Source organism: Pseudomonas sp. ITEM 17296, assembly GCF_028895205.1.
GTDB lineage: Bacteria > Pseudomonadota > Gammaproteobacteria > Pseudomonadales > Pseudomonadaceae > Aquipseudomonas > Aquipseudomonas kermanshahensis.
Genome location: NZ_WJRS01000027.1, coordinates 49,123 through 64,130, shown reverse-complemented (window position 1 = coordinate 64,130; position 15,008 = coordinate 49,123). Strand labels below are relative to the sequence as shown.

Genomic DNA, 15,008 nt, shown 5'->3' with positions numbered 1-15,008 from the left:
GCGCCACGCTAGCAAGCGGTCGAGTGAAGCGGCAACTGGCAGAAATGCCAGTTGCCAAGCGGCATCAGGCTGGCGAACTGATTGCGCGCAAGGTCATCAGGCCTGCCAACGGCCACTCCCCTTCCAACTCCGCCAGGCTGGCGGTGCTCATGGGCGCCGGTTGCTGTACATGGCCATGCTCCAGGGCACAGACCAAGGCCCCCACCAGTGGTTGGTGGCTAACCAACAGCACGTGCTCCAGGCCGAGCTTTTCGATTTCACCGATCACCTGCTGCACATTGCTGTCCGGCGTCAGCCAGGCCACGGTGCGCACTGGCTCGGGGAAATCCAAGGTGTCATGCACCAGCGCTGCCGTTTGCTGGGCACGGACATAAGGGCTGGCGATGATGGCCTGCAACGGCTGCCCAAGCAGGCGCGCGGCACTGTGCAGCACCTGCTCGCGGCCATGGCTGGTCAGGCGGCGTTCGGCGTCGCTGTTGGCCCGAGGCTCTGCCTCACCGTGGCGCAGCACCCACAGCTTCACAGCTTGGGCTCTTCGTCACGCACCGGGTGCGGCGCGGGTGCCACAGCATGGGGCGCCTCACCTTCCGGAGCGCGCGGGGCTGGCCAGTCGGCGAATGGCCAAGGCTTCTGGTCGCTGTGAAAGCTGCCGAAGCGGCCGATCTGCGCCAGGTACTGGCTGAGGCTATCGCCGAAGTTCATCAGGCTGGCGCTGGGGGCGCCGTAGATCAGGCGGTAGATCAGCTGTACCAGCACCAGGCCGCCCAACAGCAGCTCGGCCAATTGCCAGACCACCAGGAACACCAACATCCACAGCACCCGCAGGATGATCGACTCGCGCTGGGCGCGTTCGGGCGTATCGTTCATGTGTCGCTCCTTGTTCCGGTCGAAGCCGCTGACGGCTTAATTAAAACCACTGATGGAAATGAAATCGACGTCGGTCTTGGGTTCGGCGCGCATCAGGTGCTCGATCACCTGGTTCAAGGTACGGCCCTCGAACAGGATGGCGTGCAGGCCCGCCACCAGCGGCATGTACACCTGAACTTCCTGCGCCTTGGCCTTGAGCACCTTGAGGGTGTTCACCCCTTCGGCCACTTCGCCCAGCCGATTGACGGCCTGCTCCAGGCTCAGGCCTTGGCCCAAGGCGTGGCCGACTTGATAGTTGCGGCTCTTGGGCGAGGAACACGTAACGATCAGGTCACCGACACCGGCCAGGCCCAGGAAGGTCATGGGGTTGGCACCCTGGCTCACGGCGAAGCGGGTCATCTCGGCCAGGGCACGGGTAATCAGCATGCTCTTGGTGTTCTCGCCCATGCCCAGGGCCACGGCCATGCCGGCAATAATGGCGTAGACGTTTTTCAGTGCCCCGCCCAGCTCGACCCCGAAGCGGTCGGCACTTGCGTAGACGCGGAAGGTACGCCCGTGCAATACGGCCTGCACCTGTTGGCAGAGTTGTTCATCTTCGCTGGCGACCACGGTGGCGGTCAGCGCATGTTCGGCAATTTCGCGGGCCAGGTTTGGCCCCGACAGGACGCCGATACGGGCTTGAGGTGCGATTTCTTCGATGATCTGGCTCATCAGCTTGAAGCTCTGCGCCTCGATACCCTTGGTCAGGCTGACCAGGCCCTTGCCGCGCAACAACTCGGCATGGGGCGCCAGCACGCTGCGCAAGGCGCTCGACGGCAAAGCGACGAACACCAGGTCGCAGGCCTGCAAGGTGCCCAGCAGGTCGTTGACCGGCTCTACGCCGTCGTGCAGGCGAATGCCTTTGAGGTAGCGTGGGTTCTCGCGGTTGACACGCATGGCCTCGGCCTGCTCGGGGTCGCGCATCCATTGGCGCACCGGCACACCGTTTTCCGCCAGCAGGTTCGCCACGGCGGTGCCGAAGCTGCCGCCTCCCAGAACTGCAACAGGCTGCTGTTCAGTCATATCTAATCCGTTAAAGCCAAAAGTTAAGTGGCGACGCTGCATTATACGGTGCGTATTCGACAGGGCCAGTGCCAGCGCCTACGAAAGGGCTGGCAAGGAAGCCCTGATCACTGGCAAAAGCCCTGCGGTCGGTTAACATGCCTGTTTCATCCCTGAAACAAGGTCGTACCGTGTTCCCAGGCACGCCTCCTTACCCGCGTCTTCTGCTTCTGACTGCCCTGCTCGGCGGCCCGGCCATGGCCGACGATCTGTTCATCGACAACACCGACCTGCCGCAGGTTCTGACCGCCACCCGGCTCAAACAATCCCCGGCGGCGGTCCCTGGCAGCATGACCGTGCTCGACAGTGAGCTGATCCGCGCCAGCGGCGCCCGCGATATCCCCGAACTGCTGCGCCTGGTGCCGGGCATGATGATCGGCTACGGCGCCGGCAACCAGCCGACGGTCAACTACCATGGCAGCAACGTCAACGACGCGCGGCGCATGCAGGTGCTGATCGATGGCCGCTCGGTGTACCGCGCGGGCCTGGCGACGGTGGACTGGAGCGACATCCCCCTGGCCATGGAAGACATCGAGCGCATCGAGGTGTTCCGCGGCCCCAACACGGTCAGCTATGGCGCCAACGCCTTGATGGCCGTGGTCAACATCCTCACCCGCAACCCGGCCGACAGCCATGGCACGCGCCTCAAGGTCACCCGCGGCGAGGATGGCATCAACGACTTTTACGCCAGCCATGGTTTTGGCTGGGACGGCGGCGACATGCGCCTGTCGGTGTCCGGCCAGCAAGACGATGGCTTCGATCAGGACCAGTACGGCCAGGACTACCGTGACAGCCGCCGCCTCACCCGCTTCAACCTCAGCGCCAGCCACACCCTGGCCCCCGACCAGACCCTGGAATGGCAACTGGCGGCCAAGGAAGGCAGCAACCAGCGCCCCTATACCTACCAGCCGGTGTTCCCCTACGTCACCGAGCGCGGCGACAACACCGACGCCAACGCCAAGGATTACGCGGGTTCGGTACGCTGGAACATCGACTTCAACCCCGAGCACAGCCTGTACGTCCAGGGTTCGGCCCAGCACTTCGACCGCCAGCAAGTCTGGCGCGCCTGCGATGCGGCGCTGTCGTTCAGCCCAGAGCTGACCCGCCTGTGGCAGTTGAACCCGAACTTTGCCGAGCTGGTGGCGCGCGGCGCAAACGCTCCACCGCGCAGCAGCAACCCCGAAGAACAGGCGCTGGTCGATGCCATCAAGGACCAGTGGAACAACCAAGGTGGCCGCGATGTGGTCTGCGGCGATGTCGACCAGAGCACCCGCGAAACCCGCTACGACCTGGAAATCCAGGACACCCTGAGCCTGACCGACAGCCTGCGCCTGCTCAGCGGCATGAACTACCGCTATGATCGTGCCGACTCGCAAACGTACTTCAATGGCAGCCTCGTCGACCAGACCTGGCGCCTATTCGGCCAGCTGGAATGGCGGGCCGACGAACACTGGATCATCCAGGGCGGGGCGATGTTCGAAGACGCGCGCCTGTCTGGCAGTTCGCTGACCCCACGGGTGGCGGTCAACTACCTGATCACCCCGCGCCATGGCCTGCGTGCTGTCTATTCCGAAGCGGTTCGCTCCCCCGACATGTTCGAGAACAACGTCAACTGGAGCTACACGGTCAAAAACCTCAACCCCAGTGCGTTTGGCCAGCCGCACGGTGAGTATTTCGTCAAGACCCGCGGCCCGGGCGACCTCGAGCAAGAGCGCATGCGCTCGCGCGAGCTGGGCTACAACGGCTATTTCAGCGACATCGACCTGAGCATGGATGTGAAGCTGTTCTACGACGAGATCACCGGAATGATCAGCGAGCCTTTGAAGAACAACCAGTACATCGCCAGCAACAGCAACAAGGCGCGCTTCACCGGCAGCGAGGCGCAACTGGACTGGCGCCCCACCCTGCGTGACCGCCTGCGCGTGACCTACGCCTACGTCGACGCCTGGGCCAGCAACCCCGACGACCGCCGCCTCAGCGCCCGCAACAGCGGCTCGGCGGGCTGGATGCGCGAGTGGGGCGACGGCTGGTCGAGTGCGCTGTTCTATTACGGTGACGATGCCCTCAACCAGTACCGCTACGAGCGCCTGGACCTGCGCCTGGCCAAGCGCTTCCGGGTACAGGGCAGCAACCTTGAGCTGGCGGCGCTGTGGCAACAACGCCTGGACGATGAGCCCACGACTGCGCTGCAAAACCGCTACGACAGCCGCCACCGCCTGAGTGTCAGCGCGGAGCTGGAGTTCTGATGGCCCGCCTGCTGCGCGTGCTGCTGCTTTGCCTGTGGCCCCTGGGGCCGCTGTCCGCCGGTGAAATCTTGCTGGTCGGTGGCGAGGATCAGCCCGGCATTCGCAGCTTCGTCGCCGCATTCGAAAGCCATCGCCCGCATGACCGGGTGCGTTTCCAAACCACTGCCGACTTGCCCCGCCCAAGCCAGCTCAAGGGCGATCAACGCCTGGTGCTGCTTGACAGCGCCGCGCTGGATTGGCGCCTGAGTGAAAACGCCGGGCCACCAGCATTGGCCATGCGGGTCAGCCGAGTACAGGCTGAACAGCGCCTGGGAAAGTCGCGCCCCCCCTTCCTTACACTGCTGTGGAGCGACCCGCCCCTGGCCCGGCAACTGCGCCTGGCGCGCTACCTGCTGCCACAGGCGCAACGCATCGGGGTGCTTTACGGTAGGCAAAGTGCCTTTTTGCTGGATGAACTGCGCCATGCCGCCCGCCCGCTGGGCCTTGAGATCATTGCCCAGGACTGGCCCGACCAACGTGACAGCCGGCCCCTGCAACAGCTGTTAGGCAACAGCGATGTACTGCTGGGCCTCGACGACCCCGCCCTGTACAACCCCAAGACGGCGAAAAACCTGCTGCTCAGCAGCTACGGCCGGCAAATGGCGTTGATTGGCCCAAATGCCGGCTTCGTTCGCGCAGGCGCCCTGGCCAGCACCTACAGCGACCAGGACGACTGGCTGGCCGTGCTCGACCATTTGCTCGACCAGCCACCCGCGCGCTGGCCGCGAAGCCTTTACCCGGCGCGCTACGGCGTCAGTGGCAACCAGCAGGTGGCACGCGCCCTGGGCCTTGAACCGATCGACCCGAACGCCGCTGCCAAGGCCCTGGCCGAAGGAGAATCCACCCCATGAGCAGACGCCTGAGCTGGGACATCCACACCCGCACCCAGATCATCAGCCTTGGCCCGGCCCTGCTGCTGACCTTGCTGCTGATCAGCTTCTTTACCTTCGTGCGTATCCAGGACTTGCGCCAGGAACTCAACCACACCGGCCAACTGATCGCCAACCAGCTGGCGCCCGCCTCCGAATACGGGGTTATCTCGGGCAACAACGAGGTGCTCGAAGGGCTGATGCGCGCCACCCTGAGCATTCCGCACGTGCGCTTTCTCGAGGTGCAGGACAGCCGCAACCACATCCTGGTCTACGTCGAGCAGTCCGACGAAAGCGCCAACCGGGCGCAGCAAGTGGAAGTGTTCCAAGCGCCGATCCGCCTTCAGCAAATCCGCCTGGACACCGACTTCCTGCAGCCCGGCAACACCTCCACGCCGGCCATTGGCGACGACTACCTGGGGCGGGTGATCGTCGGCATGTCCGATGACGCCTTCAGCCAGCGCCAGCAGGAAATCGTCATCAAGGCGGGCATCCTGGCCCTGTTCGCCCTGCTGTTCACCTTCCTGCTGGCCCGCCGCCTGGCCATGAGCCTGGCCAAGCCGATCAGCGACATGGGCCACGCGGTCAAGGCCATTCAGCAAGGCGAGTACAACACGCCCCTGCCCGTGGTGGATGACAGTGAACTGGGCCATCTGGCGCACCACATCAACAACCTGGCCAACGCCCTGGAGCAAGCCAGTGACGAGCAGAAGCGCGCCATCGCCCAGTTGACCCAGGCGCGCGAGGAAGCCGAACAGGCCAACCGGGCCAAGTCGGACTTCCTGGCGATGATGAGCCATGAGCTGCGCACCCCCATGAATGGTGTACTCGGCATGCTGCAATTGCTCGAAACCACGCCCCTGACCAGCGAGCAGGCCGAGTACACCGCCGTTGCCAGCGAGTCCACCGGGCACCTGCTCAAGGTCATCAACGACATTCTCGATTTCTCGCGCATCGAACGCACCGCACTGGAGCTGGAGCGCATCGACTTCAACCTCGGCGAGCTGATCGCCAGCAGTGTCCAGTCGTTCCAGCACAGTGCCCAGCAACGTGGCCTTGGCTTGCACCTGAACATGCCGACGGGCATCGAGCACCTGAACGTGAACGGCGACCCGACGCGTATTCGGCAGATTCTGCTGAACCTTGTCGGCAATGCCCTGAAATTCACCGAGCAGGGCCAGGTGCAGGTCGAAGCGCGCTGCCAGGTGCTGGACCGCCAACTGCTGTGGTTTACCTGCAGCGTGCGCGACACAGGTATCGGCATCGACAGCGACCGCCTGGAAATGATGTTCGTCGCCTTCCAGCAGGCCGACAGCTCGATTTCCCGGCGCTATGGCGGCACTGGCCTGGGCCTGTCGATCGCACGTACGCTGGCCGAACGCATGGGCGGCAAGCTGCGCGGTGAGAGCCGCGAAGGCCTGGGCTCGACCTTTACCCTGGAAATGCCCTTGGCCCTGGCCGCACCGGCCCAGGCGCCACTGCCCGGGGCGGTGCGTGAACAGCGCCCACTTACCGGAAGCGAGCGGGTGCTGCTGGTAGAGGACAACCCGGTCAACCAGAACGTCATCGAAGCCATGCTGCGCAGCCTGGGGCTTGAGGTGAGCGTGGCGGCAGACGGTATCCAGGCGGTCGAACAGGTCAGCCAGCAACCGTTCGCCGCCATTCTGATGGACTGCCGGTTGCCGAACCTGGATGGCTATGAAGCCACCCAGCGCATCCGCCTGCTGCCAAACGGCATCCACGTGCCGATCATCGCCTTGACCGCTAACGCCTTGCAGGGCGACCGTGAGCGTTGCATGGCCGCGGGCATGGACGACTACCTGAGCAAACCCTTGCGCCGCACCGAGCTGCAGCGGGCGCTGCAACGCTGGTTACCCGGTCAGACAACCGCGACTGGCGATAAATGCTAAAGTGCGGCAGTCTTAAGGACTGGACAGGACGTTCTTCGGACCTGAAAATAGACGTTTCAGTGAACACCTGTACTTCTTTCGCCAGGTGCACTGTGACTTTCACCACAACGCAATAGTCTACCTGTAGGCTGCCGCCCCGGAGTCATCGCTTTTCGGGCCGGCCGGGAAGATTCATCCCCTGCCGCAGGGGGTTATTGAGGAGCTCGCATGACCAAACAACACGCCTTTACTCGGGAAGACCTGCTGCGCTGCAGTCGCGGTGAGCTGTTCGGCCCAGGTAATGCGCAACTGCCCGCGCCGAACATGCTGATGGTCGATCGCATCACCCATATCAGCGAAGAAGGCGGCAAGTACGGCAAAGGTGAATTGGTCGCCGAGCTGGATATCAATCCGGACCTGTGGTTCTTCGCCTGCCACTTCGAAGGCGACCCGGTGATGCCGGGCTGCCTGGGCCTTGACGCCATGTGGCAGCTGGTCGGTTTCTTCCTCGGCTGGCAAGGCCTGCCGGGCCGCGGCCGTGCGCTGGGTTCGGGTGAAGTGAAGTTCTTCGGCCAGGTATTGCCTACCGCCAAGAAAGTCACTTACAACATTCATATCAAGCGCGTCCTGAAGGGCAAGCTGAACATGGCCATCGCCGATGGCTCGGTCAGCGTCGACGGCCGCGAGATCTACACCGCCGAAGCCCTGCGGGTCGGCGTGTTCACCTCCACTGACAATTTCTAAGGGTTATTCGCATGCGCCGCGTCGTTATCACTGGTCTGGGCATCGTATCGTGCCTGGGCAATGACAAAGAGACCGTCACCGAAAACCTGCGTAACAGCCGTCCGGGTATCCGTTTCAACCCGGAATACAAGGAAATGGGGCTGCGCAGCCAGGTTTCCGGGTCGATCGACCTCAACCTCGAAGAACTGATCGACCGCAAGGTCTACCGCTTCGTCGGCCACGCCGCGGCCTACGCCTACCTGGCGATGCAGGACGCGATCAAGGACGCCGGCCTGACTGAAGAGCAGGTTTCCAACCCGCGTACCGGCCTGGTTGCCGGCTCCGGCGGCGCCTCGACCCTGAACCAGATGGAAGCGCTGGACACCCTGCGCGAGAAAGGCGTCAAGCGCGTCGGCCCATACCGTGTTACCCGCACCATGGGTAGCACCGTTTCGGCTTGCCTGGCCACGCCGTTCAAGATCAAGGGCCTGAACTACTCGATCTCCTCCGCCTGCGCCACCAGTGCACACTGCATCGGCACCGCGCTGGAGCAAATCCAGTGGGGCAAACAAGACATCGTCTTCGCCGGCGGTGGTGAAGAAGAGCATTGGAGCCAGTCGTTCCTGTTCGATGCCATGGGCGCCCTGTCGACCAAGCGCAACGAAACCCCGGAACTGGCCTCGCGCGCCTACGACAACGACCGTGATGGCTTCGTCATCGCAGGCGGTGGCGGCATGGTGGTGGTCGAGGAGCTGGAGCATGCTCTGGCCCGTGGCGCCAAGATCTACGCCGAAATCGTCGGCTACGGCGCGACCTCCGACGGCTACGACATGGTTGCCCCAAGCGGCGAAGGCGCCATCCGCTGCATGCAGCAGGCGCTGTCCACCGTCGACACCCCGATCGACTACCTGAACACCCACGGCACCTCGACCCCGGTCGGTGACGTTGCCGAGATCAAAGGTGTTCGCGCCGTGTTCGGCGACAAGGCACCGAAGATCAGCTCGACCAAGAGCCTGTCGGGCCACTCGCTGGGCGCCGCTGGCGTGCACGAGGCGATCTACTGCCTGCTGATGATGGAAAACAACTTCATCGCCGGCTCCGCCAACATTGACGAGCTGGACCCGGAAGTCGCCGACCTGCCGATCCTGCGTCAAACCGAAGAAAACGCCAAGATCGATACGGTCATGAGCAACAGCTTCGGCTTCGGCGGCACCAACGCTACCCTGGTGCTCAAGCGCTGGGAAGGCAAGTAAGGCCTTGAAGCAGTAATGAAAACGCCCCGACTGGTTCGGGGCGTTTTCTTTTGTGTTACCTAGCCTTGGGCAACACAGCCAGAAAATTATCCTTGGCCACCTTGTGCGCCACCGCCTCCGGCAACGCATCCAGAAACGGCTTGAACCCGTGCATCTGCTCGCCAAGGCTCCCAAACTTGCCCACCACATCCGACCCGAGCATGAACCGCTCCGGGTAACGTTCTACCAACGCCACCCAAGCCTTGCGGGGCACACCTTTGTCATCCAGCAGATAAGGCTCGAGCACGCTCCACGACAGGTCGACATACAGGTTCGGGTAATCCTCCAGCAAGCGCGTCAGCACCGGCAGCAGAAAGTCCATCTGCGTCTGATGCCGATGAATTTCCATGCTGCTGCCAGCATGCGCCCAGATGAAACGCGTGTGCGGGTGATTGCGCAGCGGCTCTTCGATTTCGGCCAGGTACAGTGGGTTGCGCTCACGCTTGGAGGTGATGTTGGAGTGCAGCAGCACTGGCAAGTCCCGCTCGGCCGCCAGGTGATAGATGCGGGTCATGGCCTCGTTGTTGGCGCGCGGGGTGTCACCGCTGGTCAACGCCGTCAGGTCGTCGTGGCGGGTGAACACCTCGCCAATGCCCTGCCAGAGCCCTGGGTAGAGATCGAGCATGCGCTCGATATGGCTGACCGCGTTCTTGTCCACCGGGTTAAAGCCGGTCAGAAACGGATGAAAGCGCTTGCGCTGCGCTGCGGGCAGTTCTTGCACCGCTGCCGCCACGTAGGTATCGGTCGCGCTGTACCAATAGGCATCGGCGTCGTCCCCGGCGTAGTAGCGCGGGCGCTTGGGTTCGTCCTCGTGCCATTTCTTGGCCACCGGAATACCAGAAATCATCGACTGCTCGATGCCGGCTTCATCCATGGCCTTGATCAAGGCCGGCATGCCCTCCGTCTCCTGGAAAAAGTCGACGTAGTGCAGGTGGGCGTCACTGTAGCGGTAATCACGCGCCTGCGCCGACAGGCACAACCCTGCGCACAACAACGCGCCAGCCAGCATTCTGGCGATCATGGGCAGCTTCCTTCTCCTGGTTCGAACAGGGTAGACCGACCGCCAAGCGCAGCAGTTCAGCCCTGCCCGGCAAACCGCTATGCTTGGAGCACTTGCAACCTGCCTGGAGCCCCTCATGAGCAGCCCCCTGGTCATCCGCCCACGTGCCGAGTCGGTCGAGGGCCAGCCGATTTTTCGCCCGCTGCCCTCGGCCCAATGCCGCAGTGTCGGCCCGTTCGTGTTCTTCGACCATATGCTCGAAACGGACTACGCCCCAGGCCATGGCATGGACATACGCCAGCACCCGCATATCGGCCTGTCGACGCTGACGTACCTGTTCGAAGGCGAGATCCTGCACAAGGACAGCCTTGGCTCCGAACAGCACGTGAAGCCGGGCGATGTCAGCTGGATGACGGCAGGCAGTGGCGTGGCGCATGTCGAGCGCACCCCTGCCGGTGCGCTTGCCCGCGGCTCGCGCCTGCATGGCCTGCAGGTGTGGCTGGCGTCACCCCGCGCACTGGAGCAAGGCACGCCCCATTACAGCCATCACCCGGCGGCTAGCCTGCCGGTGAGCGATAGCCTTGGTGTGCGCATCTGCATGATTGCGGGCAGTGGCTTTTGCCTGGAATCGCCGGTGCCCGTGCTCTCCCCTACCCTTTACGCGCATGTGCAGATGCAGCCCGCCACTGCATTGCGGGTACCTGATGAGCCAGTGCAACGGGCGCTCTACCTGCTGGATGGCGAGTTGATGCTCAATGATGAGGAGGTTGAGCCATGCAGCCTGGTGGTACTGCCCGAGGGTGAGCAGATGACATTGTATGCAGAGGCTGAATGCCAGCTGGTGTTGATCGGCGGCGAGCCACTGGATGGGCCGCGGCGGATGAACTGGAATTTCGTGGCGAGCGATCCGGACTTGATCGAGCAGGCCAGGGTGAGGTGGGCTGCGGGGGATTGGCCTACGGTACCGGGGGAGACCTCGCGGATCGCGTTACCAAGATAAATGGGGGGCCGCTTTGCGCCCCAATCGCTGGCAAGCCAGCTCCCACAGGGTCCTCACAGGGTCTGAGCCTGCGCAGATACCTGTGGGAGCGGGCTTGCCCGCGAAGAGGCCGGGACAAGCACCACAAGACAGTTGCTCCCACAGGTGCGGCGCTAGACTTGGAGGCTACACAGTTCGGGTGGGAGCCGGCTTGCCGGCGAAAGGGCCGCGCAGCGGCCCCCATGCACTGTCAGCGCTGGAACACTTCAGTCAGCAGATTGTGCATCGAGCGGAACGCCCGCTCCGATGTCTTGCGGTCGTACTGCATCTTGCCCGGTACATTGGCATTCGGGTCAGTGAACGAGTGCACCGCACCACCGTAGCTCAGCAGCTGCCAATCGACCTTGGCCGCGTTCATCTCCTCCTCGAACGCCGGCAGTTGCGCCTTCGGCACCAGCGGGTCCGCTGCGCCGTGCAACACCAGCACCGAGCCCTTGATACGCTTGGCATCTTCAGGATTCGGGGTGTCCAGCGTGCCATGGAACGACACCGCCGCCTTCAGGTCGGCGCCCGTACGCGCCAGCTCCAAGGCACAGCAACCGCCGAAGCAGAAGCCGAAGGTGGCCACCTTGCCAGGGTCCAGCAGTGCTTTCGATTGCGCCAGCAACTGCGACAGCGCTTCATTCATGCGCTTGCGCAGCTCGGTGCGGTCGTTCTTCAGTGGCATCATCGCCACACCTGCCTCATCGGCATTGGTCGGCCGCACCGACTGCCCATAGAGATCGGCAATCAGCACCACATAGCCCTTCTCGGCCACTTCCTTGGCAATGCGCTCGGCACCTTCGCCAATCCCCATCCAGTTCGGCGCCATCACCAGGCCAGGCTTAGGTAGCGCACCGGGCTCATGGACCAGACGGCTTTCATACGTTTTGCCGGACAGGTGATAAACCAGCGATTCGACGATTACCTTGCTCATCAAGCACTCCTTAAGGCTTCACCATGAAAAAAGCCCGCCGAAGCGGGCTTTCCTTTGCATCAACTCAAGCAGATAGCTCGACCAGCAGCTTGTTCAGGCGACGAACGTAGGCCGCCGGGTCTTTCAAGCTGTCACCGGCCGCCAGGGCCGCCTGATCGAACAGGATGTGCGACAGCTCGGCGAAGCGGTCTTCGCTCTGCTCGTTATCCAGCTTCTCGATCAGCGGGTGGGTCGGGTTGAACTCGAAGATCGGCTTGGAATCCGGCACCTTCTGCCCGCTGGCTTCGAGGATCTGACGCATCTGCAGGCCCAGGTCCTGTTCGCCGATGGCGAGGATAGCCGGCGAGTCGGTCAGGCGGTGGGAGACACGCACCTCGGCAACGCTTTCACCCAGCGCGCCTTTCAGGCGCTCGACCAGGCCTTCCTTGTCTTTAGCGACTTCTTCCTGAGCCTTCTTGTCTTCCTCGGAGTCCAGCTTGCCCAGGTCCAGGTCGCCGCGGGCAACGTCGACGAAGCTCTTGCCGTCGAACTCGTTGAGGTAGCTCATCAGCCACTCATCGATACGGTCGGTCAGCAGCAGGACCTCGATGCCTTTCTTGCGGAAGACTTCCAGGTGCGGGCTGTTCTTGACCTGCGCGTAGGTCTCGCCGGTGAGGAAGTAGATCTTGTCCTGGCCTTCCTTGGCACGGGCCAGGTAGTCGGCCAGGGCGACGCTCTGCTCACCGCTGTCGTCATGGGTGGAGGCGAAGCGCAGCAGGCCTGCGATCTTCTCTTTGTTGGCGAAGTCCTCGGCCGGGCCTTCCTTCAGCACCTGGCCGAAGTTTTTCCAGAAGCCCTTGTACTGCTCAGGCTCGTTCTTCGCCAGCTTCTCCAGCATGTCCAGCACGCGCTTGGTCAGCGCAGTCTTCATCGAATCGATGATTGGGTCTTTCTGCAGGATCTCGCGCGACACGTTCAGCGACAGGTCGTTGGAGTCGACCACGCCTTTGATGAAGCGCAGGTACAGCGGCAGGAACGACTCAGCCTGGTCCATGATGAAAACGCGCTGCACATACAGCTTCAGGCCACGCGGTGCTTCACGCTGGTACAGGTCGAACGGCGCGCGGGCCGGCACGTACAGCAGCGAGTTGTATTCGAGCTTGCCTTCGACCTTGTTGTGGCTCCAGGCCAGCGGGTTTTCGAAGTCATGGCCGATATGCTTGTAGAACTCCTGGTACTCCTCGTCCTTGATTTCGGTACGCGGACGGGTCCACAGGGCGCTGGCGCGGTTGACGGTTTCCCATTCCTCGGCGGGCTGTTCTTCGCCTTCGGCAGCGGCTTGCTCCTTTGGCAACTGGATCGGCAGGGCAATGTGGTCGGAGTACTTCTTGACCAGGTTGCGCAGGCGCCAGCCATCAGCAAACTCCTGCTCGTCCTTCTTCAGGTGCAGGACGATGCGGGTACCGCGCTCTGGCTTGTCGACGGTTGCGACTTCGAACTCGCCCTCGCCTTTCGACGACCAGTGCACACCCTCGGAGGCTGGCTGGCCAGCACGACGGCTGTAGACGTCGACCTTGTCAGCCACGATGAAGGCCGAATAGAAGCCCACACCAAACTGACCGATCAGGTGGGAGTCCTTCTTCTGGTCACCGGTGAGGTTCTTCATGAAGTCGGCGGTGCCGGACTTGGCGATGGTACCCAGGTGGGTGATGACGTCTTCGCGGCTCATGCCGATGCCGTTGTCGTCGAGCGTGATCGTACCGGCGTCCTTGTCGAAGCTCAGCCGAATGCGCAGATCCGCGCCGCCTTCGAGCAGTTCCGGCTTGGCCAAGGCCTCGAAGCGCAGCTTGTCAGCGGCGTCGGAGGCGTTGGAAACCAGCTCACGCAGGAAGATTTCCTTGTTGGAATACAGCGAGTGAATCATGAGGTGCAGCAGCTGCTTTACCTCGGTCTGGAAGCCCAGGGTTTCCTTTTGTGTTTCCACACTCATGGTCTTCAAAACTCCGATCAGATGACAGTGGGCGCCTGGCAGCCAGTTCGGCCTGCGTTAATGGCGGATGTCATGCAGATGGGGGCTGCCCAGACGATTTCAAGGGCTTTTCCGGTTCGATCTTGAAATGCGCCCGCGCAGTGGCAATTGGCGACTGCCGATCACCCTGCCAGGCAGTGATGGCGACATTGGTCACCCGCCGCCCCTGGCGCCACAGCTGGCACTGGGCATACGTGTCGCGAAAATGCCCGGCGCGCAGGTAGTCGATGGAGAAGTCGATGACCTTGGGAATGCTCGCACTCTCGCTGAAGATCAGCAGATACAGCGCCGCAGAAAGCTCCATGAAGCCTGCGATCACCCCGCCGTGGATCGCGGGCAGTAAAGGGTTACCAATGTTGTCTGCACTGGCGGGCAGGCGAAACAACAGGTCCTCGCCCTCGCGCTCGCATTCGATGCCGATCAAGCCAGCATAGGGAATCAACGCCAGCAGGGGCCGGTAGTCACCGACCGCATGGGCCGCATTGAGCTGTTGACGGACCTCTAGAGGGATCATGCGTCACCTTCCTTGAGCCGGTTGCCAAAGCCCAGGCCGCCCTTGACTTGCGGCCCCAGGCGCATGAACGTGCCTACCACCTGGCAGATCGGCCGGTCGGGGTCGTCCTGGTAGGCGCTGCCACGGGTGAAGATCACATCCCGGGTAACCCGATAACACTGGGCGTGGCCAAAGATGTCCTTGCCGGATTCGGCCGCGTGCATGTAGTCGATGCGCAGGTCCAAGGTCGGGCACACCTCGAATCGCGGCAGTGCACACAGGGTGGCCATGCCGCAGGTGGTGTCCAGCAACGTGGTCAGCGCCCCGCCGTGGACCGCGCCGGTTTGCGGGTTGCCGACGATCGCAGGCGACCACGGCAGGATCAACGTCATGCCGTCGGCGTCGGCATGTGCCACGCGCATGTGCAACAACTGACAATGCTTCAAGGCCGACAGAAAACGTTCGGCCATGGCCATCAAGCTTGAATCGCTCATCGCAAGTTCCCGGGCCGCTGATGCAACGGCAT

The 15,008-nt window shown here is 62.9% G+C and carries 14 protein-coding genes; 6 read left to right on the top strand and 8 right to left on the bottom strand.

Translation table 11 applies throughout. The features are described from left to right. Nucleotides 1–64: 64 nt before the first annotated feature. The 3 genes from sixA to GIB19_RS23370 are packed head-to-tail and all read right to left on the bottom strand — an operon-like array spanning nt 65 to nt 1,929. Nucleotides 65–523: a phosphohistidine phosphatase SixA gene (sixA, locus tag GIB19_RS23380; RefSeq protein WP_186680727.1), complete on the bottom strand. Its 459-nt coding sequence runs from the start codon at nt 521–523 to the stop codon at nt 65–67. Beyond that, the gene (locus GIB19_RS23375; protein WP_085272571.1) at nt 520–867 is read right to left on the bottom strand and encodes a DUF4389 domain-containing protein; all 348 of its coding nucleotides are present in this window, start codon (nt 865–867) and stop codon (nt 520–522) included. The genes sixA and GIB19_RS23375 overlap by 4 nt, the downstream gene beginning before the upstream one ends. A gap of 36 nt (nt 868–903) precedes the next feature. Beyond that, nucleotides 904–1,929: an NAD(P)H-dependent glycerol-3-phosphate dehydrogenase gene (locus tag GIB19_RS23370; RefSeq protein WP_099428728.1), complete on the bottom strand. Its 1,026-nt coding sequence runs from the start codon at nt 1,927–1,929 to the stop codon at nt 904–906. 137 nt (nt 1,930–2,066) lie between these two features. On the opposite strand from GIB19_RS23370, the gene GIB19_RS23365 reads away from it, so the two are divergent. The 5 genes from GIB19_RS23365 (at nt 2,067) to fabB (ending at nt 8,987) form a co-directional block, all read left to right on the top strand. Further along, the gene (locus GIB19_RS23365) at nt 2,067–4,214 is read left to right on the top strand and encodes a TonB-dependent receptor plug domain-containing protein (protein ID WP_172960343.1); all 2,148 of its coding nucleotides are present in this window, start codon (nt 2,067–2,069) and stop codon (nt 4,212–4,214) included. Further along, complete coding sequence (locus GIB19_RS23360; RefSeq protein WP_085272569.1) at nt 4,214–5,104, top strand: ABC transporter substrate-binding protein; 891 nt, start codon at nt 4,214–4,216, stop codon at nt 5,102–5,104. The genes GIB19_RS23365 and GIB19_RS23360 overlap by 1 nt, the downstream gene beginning before the upstream one ends. Further along, a complete protein-coding gene (locus tag GIB19_RS23355) occupies nt 5,101–7,032 on the top strand; it encodes an ATP-binding protein (RefSeq protein WP_027592860.1) in 1,932 nt (643 codons plus the stop codon). Before GIB19_RS23360 ends, GIB19_RS23355 begins: the two co-directional genes overlap by 4 nt. A 207-nt stretch (nt 7,033–7,239) precedes the next feature. Continuing rightward, nucleotides 7,240–7,755, top strand: coding sequence for a 3-hydroxyacyl-[acyl-carrier-protein] dehydratase FabA (gene fabA / locus GIB19_RS23350; RefSeq protein ID WP_027592861.1), 516 nt, complete (start codon nt 7,240–7,242; stop codon nt 7,753–7,755). A gap of 11 nt (nt 7,756–7,766) precedes the next feature. Beyond that, a complete protein-coding gene (gene fabB / locus GIB19_RS23345; RefSeq protein WP_027592862.1) occupies nt 7,767–8,987 on the top strand; it encodes a beta-ketoacyl-ACP synthase I in 1,221 nt (406 codons plus the stop codon). A gap of 55 nt (nt 8,988–9,042) precedes the next feature. On the opposite strand, the gene GIB19_RS23340 is transcribed toward fabB, so the two are convergent. Next, nucleotides 9,043–10,047 carry an amidohydrolase family protein gene (locus GIB19_RS23340; protein WP_274888184.1) on the bottom strand — a complete coding sequence of 335 codons (1,005 nt, stop codon included), beginning with the start codon at nt 10,045–10,047 and terminating at the stop codon, nt 9,043–9,045. A gap of 115 nt (nt 10,048–10,162) precedes the next feature. On the opposite strand from GIB19_RS23340, the gene GIB19_RS23335 reads away from it, so the two are divergent. Continuing rightward, nucleotides 10,163–11,026, top strand: a complete 864-nt coding sequence (locus GIB19_RS23335) for a pirin family protein (RefSeq protein ID WP_274888182.1) — start codon at nt 10,163–10,165, stop codon at nt 11,024–11,026. 229 nt (nt 11,027–11,255) lie between these two features. On the opposite strand, the gene GIB19_RS23330 is transcribed toward GIB19_RS23335, so the two are convergent. The 4 genes from GIB19_RS23330 to GIB19_RS23315 form a co-directional block, all read right to left on the bottom strand. Continuing rightward, nucleotides 11,256–11,981 carry a dienelactone hydrolase family protein gene (locus tag GIB19_RS23330; protein ID WP_274888181.1) on the bottom strand — a complete coding sequence of 242 codons (726 nt, stop codon included), beginning with the start codon at nt 11,979–11,981 and terminating at the stop codon, nt 11,256–11,258. A gap of 64 nt (nt 11,982–12,045) precedes the next feature. After that, nucleotides 12,046–13,950, bottom strand: a complete 1,905-nt coding sequence (gene htpG, locus GIB19_RS23325; protein WP_027592866.1) for a molecular chaperone HtpG — start codon at nt 13,948–13,950, stop codon at nt 12,046–12,048. A 70-nt stretch (nt 13,951–14,020) separates the two neighbouring features. Next, entirely contained in the window at nt 14,021–14,503 is a 483-nt protein-coding gene (locus GIB19_RS23320; RefSeq protein ID WP_238215980.1) for a PaaI family thioesterase, read from the bottom strand. Beyond that, nucleotides 14,500–14,976 carry a PaaI family thioesterase gene (locus GIB19_RS23315; RefSeq protein WP_274888178.1) on the bottom strand — a complete coding sequence of 159 codons (477 nt, stop codon included), beginning with the start codon at nt 14,974–14,976 and terminating at the stop codon, nt 14,500–14,502. The genes GIB19_RS23320 and GIB19_RS23315 overlap by 4 nt, the downstream gene beginning before the upstream one ends. Nucleotides 14,977–15,008: the final 32 nt, after the last annotated feature.